At 43.4% G+C, this 16,044-nt stretch carries 16 protein-coding genes; 1 reads left to right on the forward strand and 15 read right to left on the reverse strand.

Annotated features, from left to right (window positions below):
* Positions 1–31: 31 nt before the first annotated feature.
* The 7 genes from rseP to rpsB form a co-directional block, all read right to left on the reverse strand.
* Positions 32–1,300: an RIP metalloprotease RseP gene (rseP, locus tag A5867_RS12555; protein WP_005229437.1), complete on the reverse strand. Its 1,269-nt coding sequence runs from the start codon at positions 1,298–1,300 to the stop codon at positions 32–34.
* A 149-nt stretch (positions 1,301–1,449) separates the two neighbouring features.
* Complete coding sequence (locus tag A5867_RS12560; protein WP_087627751.1) at positions 1,450–2,256, reverse strand: phosphatidate cytidylyltransferase; 807 nt, start codon at positions 2,254–2,256, stop codon at positions 1,450–1,452.
* Positions 2,253–3,053 (reverse strand): isoprenyl transferase, encoded by an 801-nt coding sequence (locus A5867_RS12565; RefSeq protein ID WP_087627752.1) that lies wholly within the window; start codon positions 3,051–3,053, stop codon positions 2,253–2,255. Before A5867_RS12565 ends, A5867_RS12560 begins: the two co-directional genes overlap by 4 nt.
* Before the next feature lie 191 nt (positions 3,054–3,244).
* Positions 3,245–3,802 (reverse strand): ribosome recycling factor, encoded by a 558-nt coding sequence (frr, locus tag A5867_RS12570; RefSeq protein ID WP_005229434.1) that lies wholly within the window; start codon positions 3,800–3,802, stop codon positions 3,245–3,247.
* Position 3,803: 1 nt separating this feature from the next.
* Positions 3,804–4,526: a UMP kinase gene (gene pyrH / locus A5867_RS12575; RefSeq protein WP_005229433.1), complete on the reverse strand. Its 723-nt coding sequence runs from the start codon at positions 4,524–4,526 to the stop codon at positions 3,804–3,806.
* Positions 4,527–4,673: 147 nt separating this feature from the next.
* Positions 4,674–5,555 carry a translation elongation factor Ts gene (gene tsf / locus A5867_RS12580; RefSeq protein WP_005229432.1) on the reverse strand — a complete coding sequence of 294 codons (882 nt, stop codon included), beginning with the start codon at positions 5,553–5,555 and terminating at the stop codon, positions 4,674–4,676.
* Between the two features lie 110 nt (positions 5,556–5,665).
* Entirely contained in the window at positions 5,666–6,454 is a 789-nt protein-coding gene (gene rpsB, locus A5867_RS12585; RefSeq protein WP_005229426.1) for a 30S ribosomal protein S2, read from the reverse strand.
* A 302-nt stretch (positions 6,455–6,756) separates the two neighbouring features.
* Here rpsB and A5867_RS12590 point away from each other — a divergent pair, with 302 nt between their 5' ends.
* The gene (locus A5867_RS12590; protein ID WP_005229424.1) at positions 6,757–7,227 is read left to right on the forward strand and encodes an ArgR family transcriptional regulator; all 471 of its coding nucleotides are present in this window, start codon (positions 6,757–6,759) and stop codon (positions 7,225–7,227) included.
* A gap of 78 nt (positions 7,228–7,305) precedes the next feature.
* On the opposite strand, the gene argS is transcribed toward A5867_RS12590, so the two are convergent.
* From argS to galT, 8 genes are all read right to left on the reverse strand, one after another.
* Positions 7,306–8,997, reverse strand: coding sequence for an arginine--tRNA ligase (gene argS, locus A5867_RS12595; RefSeq protein ID WP_087627753.1), 1,692 nt, complete (start codon positions 8,995–8,997; stop codon positions 7,306–7,308).
* Between the two features lie 402 nt (positions 8,998–9,399).
* Entirely contained in the window at positions 9,400–10,413 is a 1,014-nt protein-coding gene (gene argF / locus A5867_RS12600; protein WP_087627754.1) for an ornithine carbamoyltransferase, read from the reverse strand.
* Positions 10,414–10,550: 137 nt separating this feature from the next.
* A complete protein-coding gene (tsaD, locus tag A5867_RS12605; protein WP_087627755.1) occupies positions 10,551–11,570 on the reverse strand; it encodes a tRNA (adenosine(37)-N6)-threonylcarbamoyltransferase complex transferase subunit TsaD in 1,020 nt (339 codons plus the stop codon).
* Complete coding sequence (gene rimI, locus A5867_RS12610) at positions 11,563–12,036, reverse strand: ribosomal protein S18-alanine N-acetyltransferase (RefSeq protein WP_010749314.1); 474 nt, start codon at positions 12,034–12,036, stop codon at positions 11,563–11,565. Before rimI (A5867_RS12610) ends, tsaD begins: the two co-directional genes overlap by 8 nt.
* Positions 12,029–12,571 (reverse strand): ribosomal protein S18-alanine N-acetyltransferase, encoded by a 543-nt coding sequence (gene rimI / locus A5867_RS12615; RefSeq protein WP_087627756.1) that lies wholly within the window; start codon positions 12,569–12,571, stop codon positions 12,029–12,031. Before rimI (A5867_RS12615) ends, rimI (A5867_RS12610) begins: the two co-directional genes overlap by 8 nt.
* Positions 12,555–13,280 carry a tRNA (adenosine(37)-N6)-threonylcarbamoyltransferase complex dimerization subunit type 1 TsaB gene (gene tsaB, locus A5867_RS12620; RefSeq protein ID WP_010749312.1) on the reverse strand — a complete coding sequence of 242 codons (726 nt, stop codon included), beginning with the start codon at positions 13,278–13,280 and terminating at the stop codon, positions 12,555–12,557. The genes rimI (A5867_RS12615) and tsaB overlap by 17 nt, the downstream gene beginning before the upstream one ends.
* 263 nt (positions 13,281–13,543) lie before the next feature.
* Positions 13,544–14,524, reverse strand: a complete 981-nt coding sequence (locus tag A5867_RS12625; protein ID WP_005229404.1) for a LacI family DNA-binding transcriptional regulator — start codon at positions 14,522–14,524, stop codon at positions 13,544–13,546.
* A gap of 32 nt (positions 14,525–14,556) precedes the next feature.
* Positions 14,557–16,041 carry a UDP-glucose--hexose-1-phosphate uridylyltransferase gene (gene galT, locus A5867_RS12630; protein WP_087627757.1) on the reverse strand — a complete coding sequence of 495 codons (1,485 nt, stop codon included), beginning with the start codon at positions 16,039–16,041 and terminating at the stop codon, positions 14,557–14,559.
* Positions 16,042–16,044: the final 3 nt, after the last annotated feature.

Raw genomic sequence — 16,044 nt, forward strand, 5'->3', positions numbered from 1 at the left:
TCAACAATTGATTTGCTTGTGCGTCTTATTTTTAAAAGAAGAAACGTTGGATATCATTCCAGGTAACGAGAACCATCAGCAGCATCAAAAACCCAAACCCAATCAGAGTAATGATGCCTTCTTTTTCTTGGCTGATTGGCTTGCCTCGCAAACCTTCTAAAATATTTAAAACCAGCTTACCGCCATCCAATCCAGGAATCGGTAATAAATTAAAGATCCCCAAGTTGATAGAAATCATCGCCATCATCGCGATCACCGTTGTTACCCCTTGCGATGCAGCTTGAGAAGACAGTTGGAAAATCGCTACCGGTCCACCCAATTTATTGATATCTGGTTGGGCAATCAAGTTGCCGACTGCTCTAAAAATCACCAGTGAATTGTCAATGGTCGTTTGCAAGCCGCCCAGTAAGATATCTCCGATCCCAGTTTTTAAGGAAGCGGTGATCCCTAAGAAACCAATCGTGGTCTCCCCTGATTCTTGACTCGCAGGAGTTGCCGTCAAATCAAGTGTTTCTGATCCTCGTTTGACTGCTAGAGCAATCTGAGTATCTGGGTACTTTTGGATCTCAGTCGTTAATTCTGACCAGTTAGAAACATCGACACCTTCGACAGCTAAGATTTCATCGCCATTTTGCAGCCCTGCTTCAGCTGCCGGTGTTCCTGCTTCGATTCCTGTCACGATGGTTGCATCTTGATTCGCAACACCACCTTGTGCAAACACCAACCCAGTGAATAAGACCAAGGATAAAATAAAGTTGTTCATCGGTCCAGCAAAATTCGTCAGCATTCGCTGCCAAAGCTTTGCGGACTGGAATTGAACGTCTTTAGGTGCGATCCGAACTTCAACGCCATCTTCATGGATGATCGTTGCATCATGATCCACAGCGTACGTAATCGCTTCTTGTTCATTGCCATTGATGAACCCTGTGATCGTCAACTTCTCCTCCAAGTCAAAGTCGGTCACTTCCATAGGGATCGCTTGCGGCAATTGGATCTTTTTGCTCGTATTGATTTTGATAACTTTGCCAGTTGCATCTTGAACCAAGGAGACTGGCATACCTGGTGTTAATTCTGTTTCATCTTCACCCCAGCCCGCCATTTGGACATACCCGCCTAATGGCAGCATCCGAATCGTGTAGGTCGTCCCATCTTTCGCTTGATGCGCGAACAATTTAGGCCCCATACCGATGGCAAACTCTCTTACTAAAATACCTGCCCGTTTTGCAAAGAAGTAGTGTCCAAACTCGTGAATCACTACCACTACGGAAAAGATAATGATAAATACAAGTATCGTTTTCATGCTCGTTCCTCTCTTTCACAGCATCCCTCTCATTCAGGGCAGCCTTTCCTTATTTTATCACACCGATTCCCGTTGAGGAACTCACATTCCCGTTGTAACAAGAATTTAAAAAAAGAAGCGCAAGCCAAGCCTGCACTTCTAAATAATTTCTAAAAAACACCGAATAAATACATGATTGGAAACACAAACAGCATGCTATCGAAGCGATCCAAGATCCCGCCATGTCCTGGCAAAAGATTGCCTGAATCCTTCACGCCATAATGACGTTTGATTGCCGATTCCACTAAATCCCCGAATTGACCAGCGATCGAAAAGAGGACCGTCAATAAGATCATGATGGCACTACCATGTCCAAAATAATCTTTCCCTGGAAATGCTAGCAGATACAAACCGGCTACGACCACCGCAGCAGCAATCCCGCCTAGGGCCCCTTCGATCGTTTTATTAGGGGAAATCTCTGGCCATAATTTTCGTTGACCGTAACGCCGTCCCACCATGTAAGCCCCAATATCCGTTGCCCACACGATAAACAGACCGAAAACTAAAACGACTAAGCCATCTGTTGCTGAACGTGCCGTCAAGAAACGTTCAAAACCGACACCCGTATATAAGCTGACGATCACTGGAAAACCAGCTTCATCGATAGTATACGTATTTTTAGAAATAACCGCGATCCCTAGTAATAAAAGGACGATTACATAATACAAGGCACTTTTATCTGTGCCCTCTGGCAAAAAGAAAAACCAGCGTTCTTGAGGTAAAACTAAAATCACCGCACCGATGATTGAAAGAATTCCTTCAAAACTGAAAACAGCTAGTCCTTTCATCCGAAATAATTCATAAACACCAATCCCTGCCATCGCTGCTGCCAGCAATTCGACGGCAATGCCGCCAACGTAAATAATTGGCAGGAAAAAGGATAATGCGACGACCGCAGTGATTACACGTTGTCTCACTCTTCTTCCTCCTTCGTTTTCAAACCGCCAAAACGCCGGTTTCGTTGTTGAAAGCTCCCGATCGCATCTTCTAGTAAACCAGCATCGAAATCAGGCCAGAGCGCTTTCGTAAAGAATAATTCGCTGTAAGCAATCTGCCATAACAAGAAGTTGCTGATACGTTCTTCGCCACTCGTGCGAATCACCAATTCAGGATCACGTAACGCGTTTGGCAAAAAACCAGTCATCAAATGTGTCGCCAGCATGTCTTCCGTGAGCTTGGGCAGGGCTTCCTCCGAAGCTGCAAGCTCTTCATAAAGGGCTTGGACCGCAGTCAAAATTTCTGCGCGGCTGCCGTAATTTAAAGCAAAATTCAAGATCATCCCAGTATTATCTTTGGTTTGGTCAATCGCTCGCTTGACCGCTTCTTGTGTGTGTTCGGGTAAAGATTCCGTGAAACCCATCACTTTGACTTGAACATTTTCTTTGATCAGCTCAGGAACAAACGTGTCGAAAAAGTCGACGGGCAGTTGCATCAAAAAGTCCACTTCTTCATTTGGCCGTTTCCAATTCTCTGTTGAAAACGCATAAAGAGTCAATACTTTCACACCAAGGTGTGAAGCATGTTTCGTGATCTTTTTTACCGTCTCCATGCCTTCTTTGTGACCAGCTACTCTTGGCAAGCGCCGGTTTTGCGCCCATCTGCCATTGCCATCCATAATGATCGCGATGTGTTGGGGAATCGGCAGTGATGGATCAAATTCATGTTCAGCCGCTTCTTTGATATATTTGTCTTTTTGTGGAAAAAAACGCAGCATCGTATTCGCTCCTCTTCCAATTCTTGAAATTCATCTTTTACATTATAACAATAATCAGATTTCTTGCCTATGAAAACCAAGAAAAGATTTCCATATTAAGAAAAAACAAAAAAACAGTCGTGATATTCAAGTACATACGGCACTTTCGACCATAAAAAAAGAGCCGCTGAAGCGACTCTTCGTCATTCCTTTTAAACCTCAAGTAGCTCTTGCTCTTTTTCAGCTGCGATCGCATCGATTTCTTTGATGCTGTTATCTGTAGCAGTTTGCACTTCTTTTTCAGATTCACGCAAATCATCTTCTGTGATATCGCCAGCTTTTTCTTGTTTCTTGTAAGCTTCCATCGCATCACGGCGAATGTTACGGACCGCGATTTTCGCATTTTCAGCTTCTTTTTTCACGTCTTTGGCTAATTCTTTACGACGTTCTTCCGTTAATTGAGGAATCACCAAACGAATGACTGTTCCGTCATTGGCAGGCGTGATACCAATATCACTTTGCATGATAGCTTTTTCTACTTCTTGGATCATTGTTTTGTCAAAAGGTGTGATCATCAAAATTCTTGCTTCTGGAATCGTAATTGAAGCCATTTGGTTCAAGGGTGTTGGTACACCATAGTAAGTAACCATTACGCGGTCTAAGATGCTCGCGTTCGCGCGGCCAGCACGGATTTGTCCTAATTCCCGCTGCAAGTTTTCTGCTGCTTTTTTCATTTTGTCTTTTGCTTCTGTTAAAATTTTGTCAGCCATGTTATTTCCCCCTTACTGTCGTTCCAATATGTTCACCTAAAATGGCGCGGCGAATGTTTCCATGCTCATTCAAGTTGAATACGACTAATGGAATATCGTTGTCCATACTTAATGAACTTGCGGTTGAATCCATTACTTGCAATCCTTTAGAAATGACTTCTAAATGGGTCAATTCTTCAAATTTCACAGCACTTTGGTCCGTTTTAGGATCTGCTGAGTAGACGCCATCAACATTGTTTTTCGCCATCAAAATGACATCAGCGTTGATTTCAGCTGCCCGTAAGGCTGCGGTCGTATCAGTTGAGAAATAAGGGTTTCCGGTTCCGCCTGCAAAAATGACGACCCGCCCTTTTTCTAAGTGACGTTCTGCTCTGCGACGAATATAAGGCTCTGCGATTTGACGCATTTCGATCGAAGTTTGGACACGCGTTGGTACACCAGCATTTTCTAGCGTGTCTTGTAATGCTAAAGCATTCATCACAGTCGCTAACATGCCCATGTAATCAGCTTGTGCTCTTTCCATCCCCATTTGCGCGCCGATTTGTCCACGCCAAATGTTTCCGCCGCCGACCACGATCGCCATCTGTACGCCTAATTCGTGGACTTCCTTGATCTCTTTAACGATCTCTTGGATCGTCGGTGGTTTGATCCCAAAGCCTTCGTCACCCGCTAATGCTTCACCACTTAATTTTAATACAACACGTTGATATTTTGGTTTGCCCATCATGATTCCTCCGTACATTCTCCAATACTATTGTAGCATATTGGTGCTCTTTCGTTGAAAATTATCTACACTATTTCTTCAAAAACCGTTTTTGCTTAAAAAAAGGGAGCGCACTTCCATGCGTTCCCATCTGTTCGAGGAACAGAATTATTTTTTCACTTGGCTCATTACTTCTTCAACGAAGTTGTCTTCGCGTTTCTCGATACCTTCGCCGACTTCAAAGCGGACAAAAGATTTCACAGTTGCGCCTTTTGATGCAACATATTTTTCAACTGTCATATCTGGGTCTTTAACGAATGGTTGGTCAACCAAAGCGATTTCTGCTTTAAATTTCTTCAAGCGTCCTTCAACCATTTTTTCAACGATGTTCGCTGGTTTGCCTTCGTTCAATGCTTGTTCTGTCAAGACTTGTTTTTCATGATCCAATTCTTCTTGAGAGATTTGTGCTTCGTTCACGTAGCGAGGGTTGATCGCTGCAACGTGCATTGCAACATCTTTCGCAACTGATTCGTCAGTTGTTCCTTCAAGAACAGTCAATACAGCAATACGTCCGCCCATGTGTAGGTAACCGCCGAAAGCAGCATTGTCATCTTTTTCAACAACTTCAAAACGACGGAAGCTGATTTTTTCTCCGATTACTTGTGTTGCTTCGATCAACGCAGCATCCATTGTGCCTTTAGAAGTTTCTAATTTTAAAGCAGCATCCATATCAGCTGGTTTGTTTGCTGCGATTACTTCAGCGATTTCTTTTACTAAGTCTTGGAACATTTCGTTTTTAGAAACGAAGTCAGTTTCTGAGTTCACTTCAACGATTGCTGCTGTGTTGCCGTTGATCGCTACAGATGCTAAACCTTCAGCAGCAATACGGTCGTTTTTCTTCGCAGCTTTTGCCATACCTTTTTCACGTAATAAATCTACGGCTTTTTCGATGTCGCCTTCTACTTCAACTAATGCACGTTTTGCGTCCATCATTCCTACACCAGTCATATCGCGTAATTCTTTTACTAATTTAGCTGTTACTTCTGCCATTTTTTGTTTCCTCCTAAATGTTTTTAAACAAGATTGCTTGTCTTTAAAAAAAGCTGTTTCAAAGGAGAGTGAGGCTTGGCGCCTAGCCTTTGAAACAGCTCCATCATTTATTATTCAGCTGATGCGTTGTCGCCTTCGACAACATCAACGATTTCTTCGATTGAAGTTGCGTTTTCTGTTGATTCAGCAGCAAAATCTTCTTCTGCTACTTGGTCTTCGCCTTGGTTACCTTCGATGAAAGCATCTGCCATTTTCGCAGTGATCAATTTAACGGCACGAATAGCGTCATCATTTGATGGGATAACAACATCGATTTCGTCTGGATCACAGTTTGTATCGACCATAGCTACGATCGGGATATTTAATTTGCGTGCTTCTTGGATCGCGATACGTTCTTTACGTGGGTCAACAACGTACATTACATCTGGAATTCTTGGCATATCAGCGATACCGCCTAAGAATTTTTCAAGACGTTCGCGCTCTTTGTTCAAGCCAACGACTTCTTTTTTAGGAAGAACAGCAAATGTGCCATCTTCTTCCATTTTGTTGATTTGTTTCAAACGAGCAACACGTTTTTGGATTGTTTCCCAGTTTGTCAAAGTTCCACCTAACCAACGATGGTTAACATAGTATTGACCTGAACGGATTGCTTCTTCTTTGATTGCTTCTTGTGCTTGTTTTTTAGTACCTACGAACAATGCAACGCCGCCTTCTTCAGCAACATTTTTCATGTAGTCGTAAGCTGCGTCTACTAATTTCACTGTTTTTTGCAAATCAATGATGTAGATGCCGTTTCTTTCTGTGAAGATATATTTCTTCATTTTTGGGTTCCAGCGACGAGTTTGGTGACCAAAGTGTACGCCGGCTTCTAGTAATTGTTTCATTGAGATTACTGCCATGTTGTGTTTCCTCCAATTTGGTTTTTTTGTTTTCCTCTCTTGCTCTTTTACTCCTTGAAGAACTGAATCGATCAGCACCGCTTCGCAGATGGAACAAGATGTGGGATTGACGTGAAAAACTCACGCCTTAAACAGTATACAGTAGCTAAAAAAGAAATGCAACTGATTCAAATGAAAAACTACGATTCGTGGTCCAGCTTTTTTTTAACGTTCTAATTCTTTTCTTATTATATCTAGGTTTTTTCGGCTTTATCTGCTATGATAAGGCTGACTTAATCAATCATGCTTAAAGGAGTTTACCTATGCGAAAAGCTGATCGCCATTTACTTATTAGACAAATCATTACTGAACATACTGTACGCACGCAAGAAGAATTATTGCAGCAATTGGAAGCCCAAGGCGTCTCCGCCACGCAAGCGACCATCTCTCGCGATATTCGTGATTTGAAAATCGTGAAAGTGCCCGATGAAACTGGTCAGACGAAGTTTGTCATTTTTCAAGGAATGCAATCGTCAGAAGATGAAAAAGAAGAAGAGCAGCGTTTGATACAGATGATCGAAGACGTTGTCACTAAAGTAGATCGTGTGCAATTTATGACGTTGATCCATACCGTTGCGGACAATGCGCCTTTGCTTTCGGCTGCGATCGATGAAGTGACTATGCCAGAAAAAGTTTGCTCGTTGGCGGGCTTTGATACAGTAGCGGTGATTTCCCGCAGCGACGAAGATGCCGAAACTTTTTATCAATTTATCAGAAACCACGCGGTCTTATAAGACACCGAACATGACCTATCTGTATTTTTACTACAAAAAAGCTGTGTCCTTGTCGAAACAAGGACACAGCTTTTTTTGTTACATTTTGTCGGGTGCATGTAAACCAAGCAACCGTAAATCTTCTTTTAATAAGGTCGTTACTGCATAAACTAGAGCCAGACGTGCGTCTTTTTCCGCATCTTCAGCCAAGATTTTCACATTGGCGTAATACTTATTAAAGGCCTGTGCCAATTTGATGGCATGTTTAGCAATGACGGATGGTTCATATTTTTCTGCTGCTTGCAGCACGGTTTCTGGGTAGCGCTGAATCAATTTGATGACTTCCCAGCTCTCAATATCTGCCAATGACAAACTGCTGACAGCAGCAGGATCAAAGTCGGCTTTTTCAAGAATGCTCATGGCACGGGCATGAGAATATTGCACATAGGGTCCGGTCTCTCCTTCAAAACGGACAACTTCTTCTAGCGTAAAGTCGAAATTATTCAAACGGTCATTTTTCAAGTCGTGGAAAACGACTGCCCCAACACCGACTTGTTTTGCAACTTCTTCTTTGTTTTCAAGCATTGGGTTCTTTTCAGTGATTTGTTCTTTCGCTGAATCGATCGCTTCATTCAATACTTCTTCTAAAAGAACGATCTTCCCTTTTCTCGTAGATAATTTTTTCCCATCTTTGGTGATCAATCCAAATGGTACGTGGGTCATATCATCTGCCCACTCAAAGCCCATTTCCTTCAAAACAGCTTTTAATTGCTTGAAGTGATAACTTTGCTCATTTCCTACCACGTACAATGATTTAGCAAAATTGTAGGTCCGTTTGCGGTACAATGCAGCAGCCATGTCCCGGGTGATGTAAAGGGTCGCACCATCGGATTTGCGGATCAAGGCTGGATTTAAGTCATACGCAGCCAAATCAACGATTTCTGCCCCTTGGTCTTCTTTCAGCAAGTGTTTTTCCTCTAATAATTCCACGACTTCTGTCATTTTATCATTATAGAAAGCTTCGCCATTCAATGAATCAAAGGAAACTTCCAACATATCATAGATTTTATTGAATTCTTTTAATGATTCATCACGGAACCATTGCCATAAATCCATTGCTTCTTGGTCACCATCTTCTAGTTTCTTGAACCAAGCTCTCGCATCATCTTCTAATTGTTTATCTGTCTCGGCAGCTTCATGAAAATCAACATACAAACGCAACAGTTCGTTGATTGGTTCCGCTTTGACCGCTTCTTCTGACCCCCATTTTTTATAGGCCACGATCAATTTCCCAAATTGTGTGCCCCAGTCGCCTAAATGGTTGATGCGAATTGGCTGGTAACCGATTTTTTCTAAAATAAAGCCGATCGAGTTACCGATCACAGTGGAACGCAAATGCCCCATTGAGATGGGTTTGGCAATATTGGGTGAAGACATATCGATGGGTACTGCTTGCTGATTGCCGATGGTTTGATCGCCAAAATGATTTTTTTCTTTGAGAACCATCTCTAAGACGTGGGCAGAGATTGCTTTTTTATCCATAAAGAAGTTTAAATATGGACCGACCACTTCAATTTTTTCAAAAGACGCTTGATCGATTTTTTCTGCTAAGTCTGCGGCAATTTGCTGCGGCGCTTTCCGATAGACTTTTGCTAGCGAGAAGGCTGGGAATGCCACATCCCCATGGTCAGCTGACTTTGGATTTTCCAGTAATTGCTGAACTTGTTCGATCGATAGATCTTCTTTTACTACTTGATGGATGGCTTGTGCGACGATTTCTTTGTTATTCATAGTATCCCTCCTATAATGACTGAGCCCATGTTTTGATGAAACGTTGTTTGAAGCAAGCAAACAGCTGTATGTTTTTAACACAAGAAATGATTGATAAAAACAAAAAAAGCCTCTAGCGCATAACATGCACTAGAGACGAGATTTCCCGCGGTACCACTCTGATTGTCCTTTTCGGACCTACTTTTTTCTGATAACGGCAGAATTCCGTTTGCTTGGCAAATTCTCACAAGTGCGTTTCACAATCTGATCAATTCGGCTTCCACCACCCCGAACTCGCTAACTGATACTCGAATCGCTACTTCTCTTGTTTCATCAAATCAAGGCTATTTACTTCCCAGAAAGTATAGCAAAGAAATGTTTGTTTGGCTAGCGAGATTTTGGCATTTTCAAAAAAAAATTATTTTATACTTTAGGAATAAATAGATCTCCAGCAGTCACTGCCATGATCGCTTTGATTGAGTGCAAACGATTTTCGGCTTGATCAAATTGACGGGCATACTTACTGCGAAAGACCTCATCAGTGACTTCCATCTCAGAAATCCCATACGCCTGCGCTGCTTTTTTGCCATACGTGGTCTGATCATCATGAAATGCTGGCAAACAATGCATAAAAATCACTTGATCGTTTTGTGTTTTTTTCATCAACGATTGGTTGACTTGATACGGCAGCAGCTGTTCGATCCGCTCTTGGAATTTTTCTTCTTCACCCATTGATACCCAAACATCGGTATACACGACATCAGCGCCTAGAACACCTTGATCCACATCATCAGTCACCAAAATCTTTGCGCCCGATTGCTTGGCATAGGCTTGTGCCTGTGCGATGATGGTTGTTTCTGGCTGCAAGACTTTCGGAGTGACGACATGAATATTGACCCCTAAAATCGCACTGGTCACTAATAAAGAATTAGCGACATTGTTGCGCCCATCCCCACAGTATGCGATGGTCAAGCCAGTCAGCTCACCAAAGTTTTCTTGAATGGTTAAAAAGTCAGCAATCATTTGCGTTGGATGCCATTCATCCGTTAAGCCATTCCAAACAGGTACACCTGAATAGTTGGCCAGATCTTCGACAACCTGTTGACTAAAGCCGCGAAACTCGATCCCGTCAAACATACGGCCGAATACTTTGGCGGTATCTTCAACGGATTCTTTAGACCCCAACTGAATATCATTGGCCCCTAAAAATTCCGGATGTGCCCCCAGATCCACCGCTGCAACCGTAAAGGCTGCTCGCGTCCGTGTCGAATTCTTTTCAAACAAAAGTGCAATGTTTTTGCCATCTAAATAACGATGTGGTTGATTGTTGGCCTTCATCCCTTTCAAGTGCTGGGAAAAATCAATCAAATATTGTAGTTCTTCTTTTGTAAAATCCTTTTCTGCTAAAAAACTGCGTCCTTTAAAAACCGATGTCATTGCATACCCGCCCTTCAATTAACTAATAATTATACATTATGATATCAAATGATGAAATAAAATACAACGGAATCTTCTGTTTGCTCATAAAGAAACCAAAAAAAAACACCTAAGAACGGATCTTAGGTGCAATCATCTTAAGAAATCGTATGGGCAAAGCTGACACTTGGATCAGCATTCAATGAAAGATCTGCTAAGCGCTGCTTTTTCAACGCAACATGGGCATAAGCTCCAATCATGGCCGCATTATCTCCGCAAAGACGCAACGGTGGAATCAACAATTCCACTTCCGGCAATTCCTGCATCGCTTTTTGTAAAGCGTCACGCAAGCCTTGATTCGCCGCGACTCCCCCAGCAACGATCAGCTGGTTTACAGGATAAGCTTGGCACGCCCGCAACGTTTTGTGAACCAATACTTCGACAACGCTGGCTTGGAAACTAGCTGCTAGATTTTCTACTGACAAAGCTTCCTCTCTTTGCTGTGCATTATGCACAAAATTGATAAAGGAACTCTTTAAGCCGCTGAAACTAAAATCAAAATTATCTTCTTGTATCATTGCTCGAGGAAAGTGATACGTATCACTGCCTAGATGCGCAAGGCGATCAATTTTTTTCCCACTAGGATAAGGCAAACCTAGAACACGACCGACTTTGTCATAGGCTTCACCAGCGGCATCATCTCTCGTTTCACCGATGATCTCAAAAGAGCCATCTTCTGCCATATACACCAATTCGGTGTGGCCACCACTGACCAATAACGCCATTAAAGGAAAAACCAATGGCTTCACTAGGCGAGCTGCATAAATATGTCCTGCCATGTGATTGACCGGAATCAGCGGTAAGCTGTGGGCCCACGCAAAGGCTTTTGCTGCAGAAAGCCCAATCAACAGTGCCCCAACCAACCCTGGACCATAGGTAACAGCAACAGCTGACAACTCTTCAGGTTGGGTGTCGGCCTGTGTCAATGCTTCTTCGATACATAAAGTAATCTGTTCGACATGGTGACGACTAGCGACTTCTGGTACGACACCGCCGAAGCGCTGGTGGCTCTTGATCTGCGAAGCAACAATGTTACTTAAAATGGTGTCGCCGTTTTTAATCACTGCCACACTGGTTTCATCACAACTGCTTTCAATGGCTAAAATCAATTCATTCATTTGATTTTTGTCCGCCTACTTTCTTTTCCATAATCAACGCATCCTCTTCTGGATGACTGTAATATTTTTTTCTACGACCGATGACTGTATAGCCCATACGTAAATAAAGAGCTTGTGCTTGCAAATTCGACACACGCACTTCAAGATAGATGCGCCGACCATCGGTTTGTTCCACGAGCGATTCCATTTGCTTCAACAATTCTTTCGCCAAACCACGACCTTGATACGCTGGTAAAACCGCTACATTAAACAACTCTGCTTCATCCAGCACTTGCTGAAAACAGAGAAACCCCATTAGCTCTTGATTGGTTTTTCCATAACGGAACAAATAGCGACTGTTGCTGTTTTGCAAATCTTGTTGAAATTGCTGCACATTCCAAGGCGAGCCAAAGGGATAGCTCTGATCTGCCAATGACCAGAGCATTTGCGGTGTCGGGATCGTTTGATCTGCTTGTTCGTTAGTCATTTAAAAATTTCACCATATCCAATGCATCTTCATTGCCTTCGGTGTAGTACGCCGTTTTGATCGCCTGTGAAACAAACCCGAGGGTCCGATACAAACGTTGCGCATCACGATTGCCCAGGCGAACTTCTAATGTCAAACGGTCGCATTTGTTTTTCCGTGCATAACGTTCGATTTCTCCTAGCAAGAAAGAACCGATCCCTTTTCCTTGATAATCAGGAATGATCGCGATATTGGTGATATGGGCATCAGCGCCTAAAATCCGCACCCCGATAAACCCAATCATCCGCTCATTATGCAAGATGCCCAAATAAAGATGTTTGACCCGTGAATAAAGTTCTGACAAAAAGGCGCTCTTGGTCCAAGGCAGTTCCCCCGCATACACGAGACGCTCCACCTGCAGCAGCTCTTTAATGTCATCTCCGACTAATTCACGAACAACGTACATTTCCCCTCGTATCTCTTTTTTACGCTCTGGGTATTGAATCTGACGGAAAAGGGCCAGCTTTTCCGTCATCGTTTTAAATTTTTTCAACATAGGCATCCACTCCCGGTTCATGCGAGGCTAACCATTTTTCTTCGGCTTCAACTAATTTTAAATAGTCTGGTACAAAATCATGGATCGAAGCGACCGGCGCTTCTTCTTTCGCAATAGCAGCTAAAACAACGCCATTCGGGTAATTCCATAACGATACTTGATTGATATGGGCTGTCGGCAGTTCCGCCTCGATCATGTCTTTAAATTTGATGGTATCGGCGCCGACAAATAGCACTTCTTGACCATCGACTGCTTTTAACTGGGTCAATAATTCAGACAGTGAGATATGCTGGTCTTTGATCCTTGTTTCTAAGGTCCCATTATGCCATTGGTAGGCACCTGCGTAGACATTTTGACGGCGAGCGTCAAACAACGGCACGATCACTTGCGATACGCCCACACAATTGGCAGCGACTGCTTTCAAACTAGAAACACCAATCAGCGGGATGTTCAATGTTTGCGCCAGCGTTTTTGCTGTTGTGACGCCGATTCGCAAACCTGTATACGAACCAGGACCTTTCGCAACAACGATTTGCTCCAGCTCTTTAGGTGCCATCCCCACCGCTTGCATCAATCCATCAATGGCAGGCATCAATGCTGTGCTGTGGTTTTTGATCGCCATCGTCTGGCTTTGTCCCAACACTTCTTGACCATCGACCACCGCAACCGCCAGTGTCTGGTTTGAGGTATCAATCGCTAATGTTTTCATCTATCTTCTCCCCATTCAAAAAACTCTCTCATATTCTACCATATTCTAATCAAATGCCCAACCAAGTCTCCAAAAAGATGCCTGCGTTTAGAAAAAAAGCAATAGGACAACAATACCCGAACCTTTGAAAAAAGCAAGCACGGTTGCAGCTGCAAACCGACGAGGCTGTTTAAAGGTTCGGGTAAGACGATAGTCATTTTTTGTTATTCCATTAAAACTCAGTTGACGTGTGTAACGACATCCTTCGGTGATTCAACTGGTTGCTAGGAGGATTGGCGCGTGATCAGTTCCGTTGCGATCGTAACTTTGCGAGGAACGGGGGCTGCATTCGTAATGATATCCAGCAAGGTCGTCACTGCCAGCTCCCCCAACCATTCCGTATGAACTTTGATGGTTGACAGCGTCGGAAAGACGTACTTTGCAACACTGACATCGTTGAAGCCGATAATTGCGATCTCCTCAGGAATCTTGATGTTTTTTTCTTGCAAAGCACGCATAGCGCCAATCGCTAAGGCATCACTGGAAGCAAATAAAGCACTTGGCAACTCTTTGTTTTGCTGCAAATACTCTTTCATCGCCTCATAACCGCCCTCTACTGTAAACGGTGCGCTGAGATGATATTGTGGGTGGTGCAGCTTCAACCGACGGAGCCGTTCCTCAAAAATTCGGCGCCGAGGGTCTTCGATTTCTTGGTGATGATCCTTGGTAAACTCAACGCCTGATAACAAGCCGATCCTTTGGTGGCCTTTTGCAATAAAGTCATCGATCACTAAATCCACCGCTTGTTGAAAGTCCACCACCAGGGAATTGACGCCTTGAGCCAATGCGTCAAAATCGACCATCAACAAATTGGCTTGGCTTTTTTTCAATTGTCGAATCTGGTGATCATCGAATTTTCCTAGTGCAATCGTTCCATCGACTGCGGTATCAGTCAATCCTTCGTAGGGTTCTTTCAGCAAACGAATCCCTAATTCTTCGGTTTTGTTTTCAATCCCGATACGGATCGCTAAATAGTAAAGATCCGCTAATTCTTCCTCGGTATCAAACCATTGGATCAAGCGCATACTACTGGTTTCTGGCTGACTCTTTTTTTTATGTTTTGTGTAATTGAGTGCTTCTGCGGCTTTAAAAATTTTCTCTTTGGTTTCAGAACTGACCGATAATTCTGAATCGTAATTCAGCACCCGTGATACAGTGGCTGGCGAGACGCCAGCCTGTTGTGCAATATCTTTGATCGTTGCCATCTTCCAGCCTCCTTTTTTTGCGGGGAACTTTTTTATAAAGTAGCTATAAAGCGAGCAAAGGCCGCTTGCCCTGTCTGGTCTCGCTTGAAGACGCCTGCATGCGTCAATACTTGTGTAAAGACTTCCCCTAATGCATTACGTAAAATCTGCGACACGTTTTCGGCATTGCATTCTGGGTGCTGGGCTTTGATCGCATCTGCCCAAGGAATATGGTATGCCGCGATTTGATTGGGCTGATCCAATAGATAAGCAGTCACTTCTTCTAGTTCCGGAGCTAAACGCGGCGGGAGAACTGCCAAGCCCATGACTTCAATCAATCCGATATTTTCTTTTTTGATATGCTGCACTTCTTGATGCGGATGAAAAATGCCGTCAGGATGTTCTTTGGAAACATTATTATCCCGCAAGACTAAGTCCATTTCAAACAGCTCTCCTTGCTTGCGTGCGATCGGTGTCACCGTATGATGAGGCGTTCCATCTTCTGAAAAGGCATTGATCGAAACACTTGGATCTGAGTACTGTTGCCATTGGGCTAACACATATTGGCAAGCGGCGGCTAATTTTTGTTTGTTTTTCGCTTGTAGTCGTATCACCGACATTGGCCACTTCACGATCCCCGCAGCGACATCAGGAAAACCAGTTAAAGAAAAGTGTTGCTCGATCGGCGCTTTTGCCATGGCAAACGTGTGCCGTCCCCCTTGATAATGGTCATGAGACAAGATCGAACCCCCAACGATCGGCAGATCGGCATTGGACCCGACAAAATAATGCGGCATCACTTCAATGATCTGCAACAAGCGAGCGAAGGTTTGCAAATTGATTTTCATAGGACGATGGTCTAAAGAGAGAAAAATCGAATGCTCATTGTAGTAGGCATAGGGCGAATATTGAAAGCCCCATGCTTCATTATCCAAATTCATACGGATGATCCGATGGTTGGTCCGCGCTGGATAATTGACTCGTCCTTGGTAGCCTTCATTTTCCAAACACAACAGACATTTCGGATAATCTACAGAAGCAGCAGCTCCTTCTTTCGCTATTTGCTTGGGATCTTTTTCAGGTTTTGATAAATTGATCGTGATCTCGATCTCCCCATATTCGGTATCAACTGGGAACACGATATTCTTTGCGATGGCCCGAGTCTTGATGTAATCATTTTGACGGCACAGCTCAAAGAAATAATCCGTCGCTTCTTTAGGATCATTGGCATAATGCTGCGCAAAAAAAGCATTGACTACTGAAGGCGGTGGCGTCAAAAAGTCCATCAACTGTGCTTCAAAGATTTCTCTTTCTGCGTGAGAATCGCCAATTTGCTGATTGCTTAAAGCGCATGCCACCAGCTCGTCCATCAAATCAATGGAGGACCGATCGACAGAACGAATTTCGCTGGGCTCAAAAACAGCTTCCCCGATCATGGCTAGTACTCGGTTTTGCAAATAAATACGATCCATTTCCATCCAGCCGCCAGCCTTGATTGCTAAAGTGACGAAATCGCTGATTGTTTGGCTGATCGTCATTGG

The sequence above is a fragment of the Enterococcus sp. 6D12_DIV0197 genome (genome assembly GCF_002174385.1).
In the GTDB taxonomy this organism is placed as follows: Bacteria; Bacillota; Bacilli; order Lactobacillales; family Enterococcaceae; genus Enterococcus_D; species Enterococcus_D casseliflavus.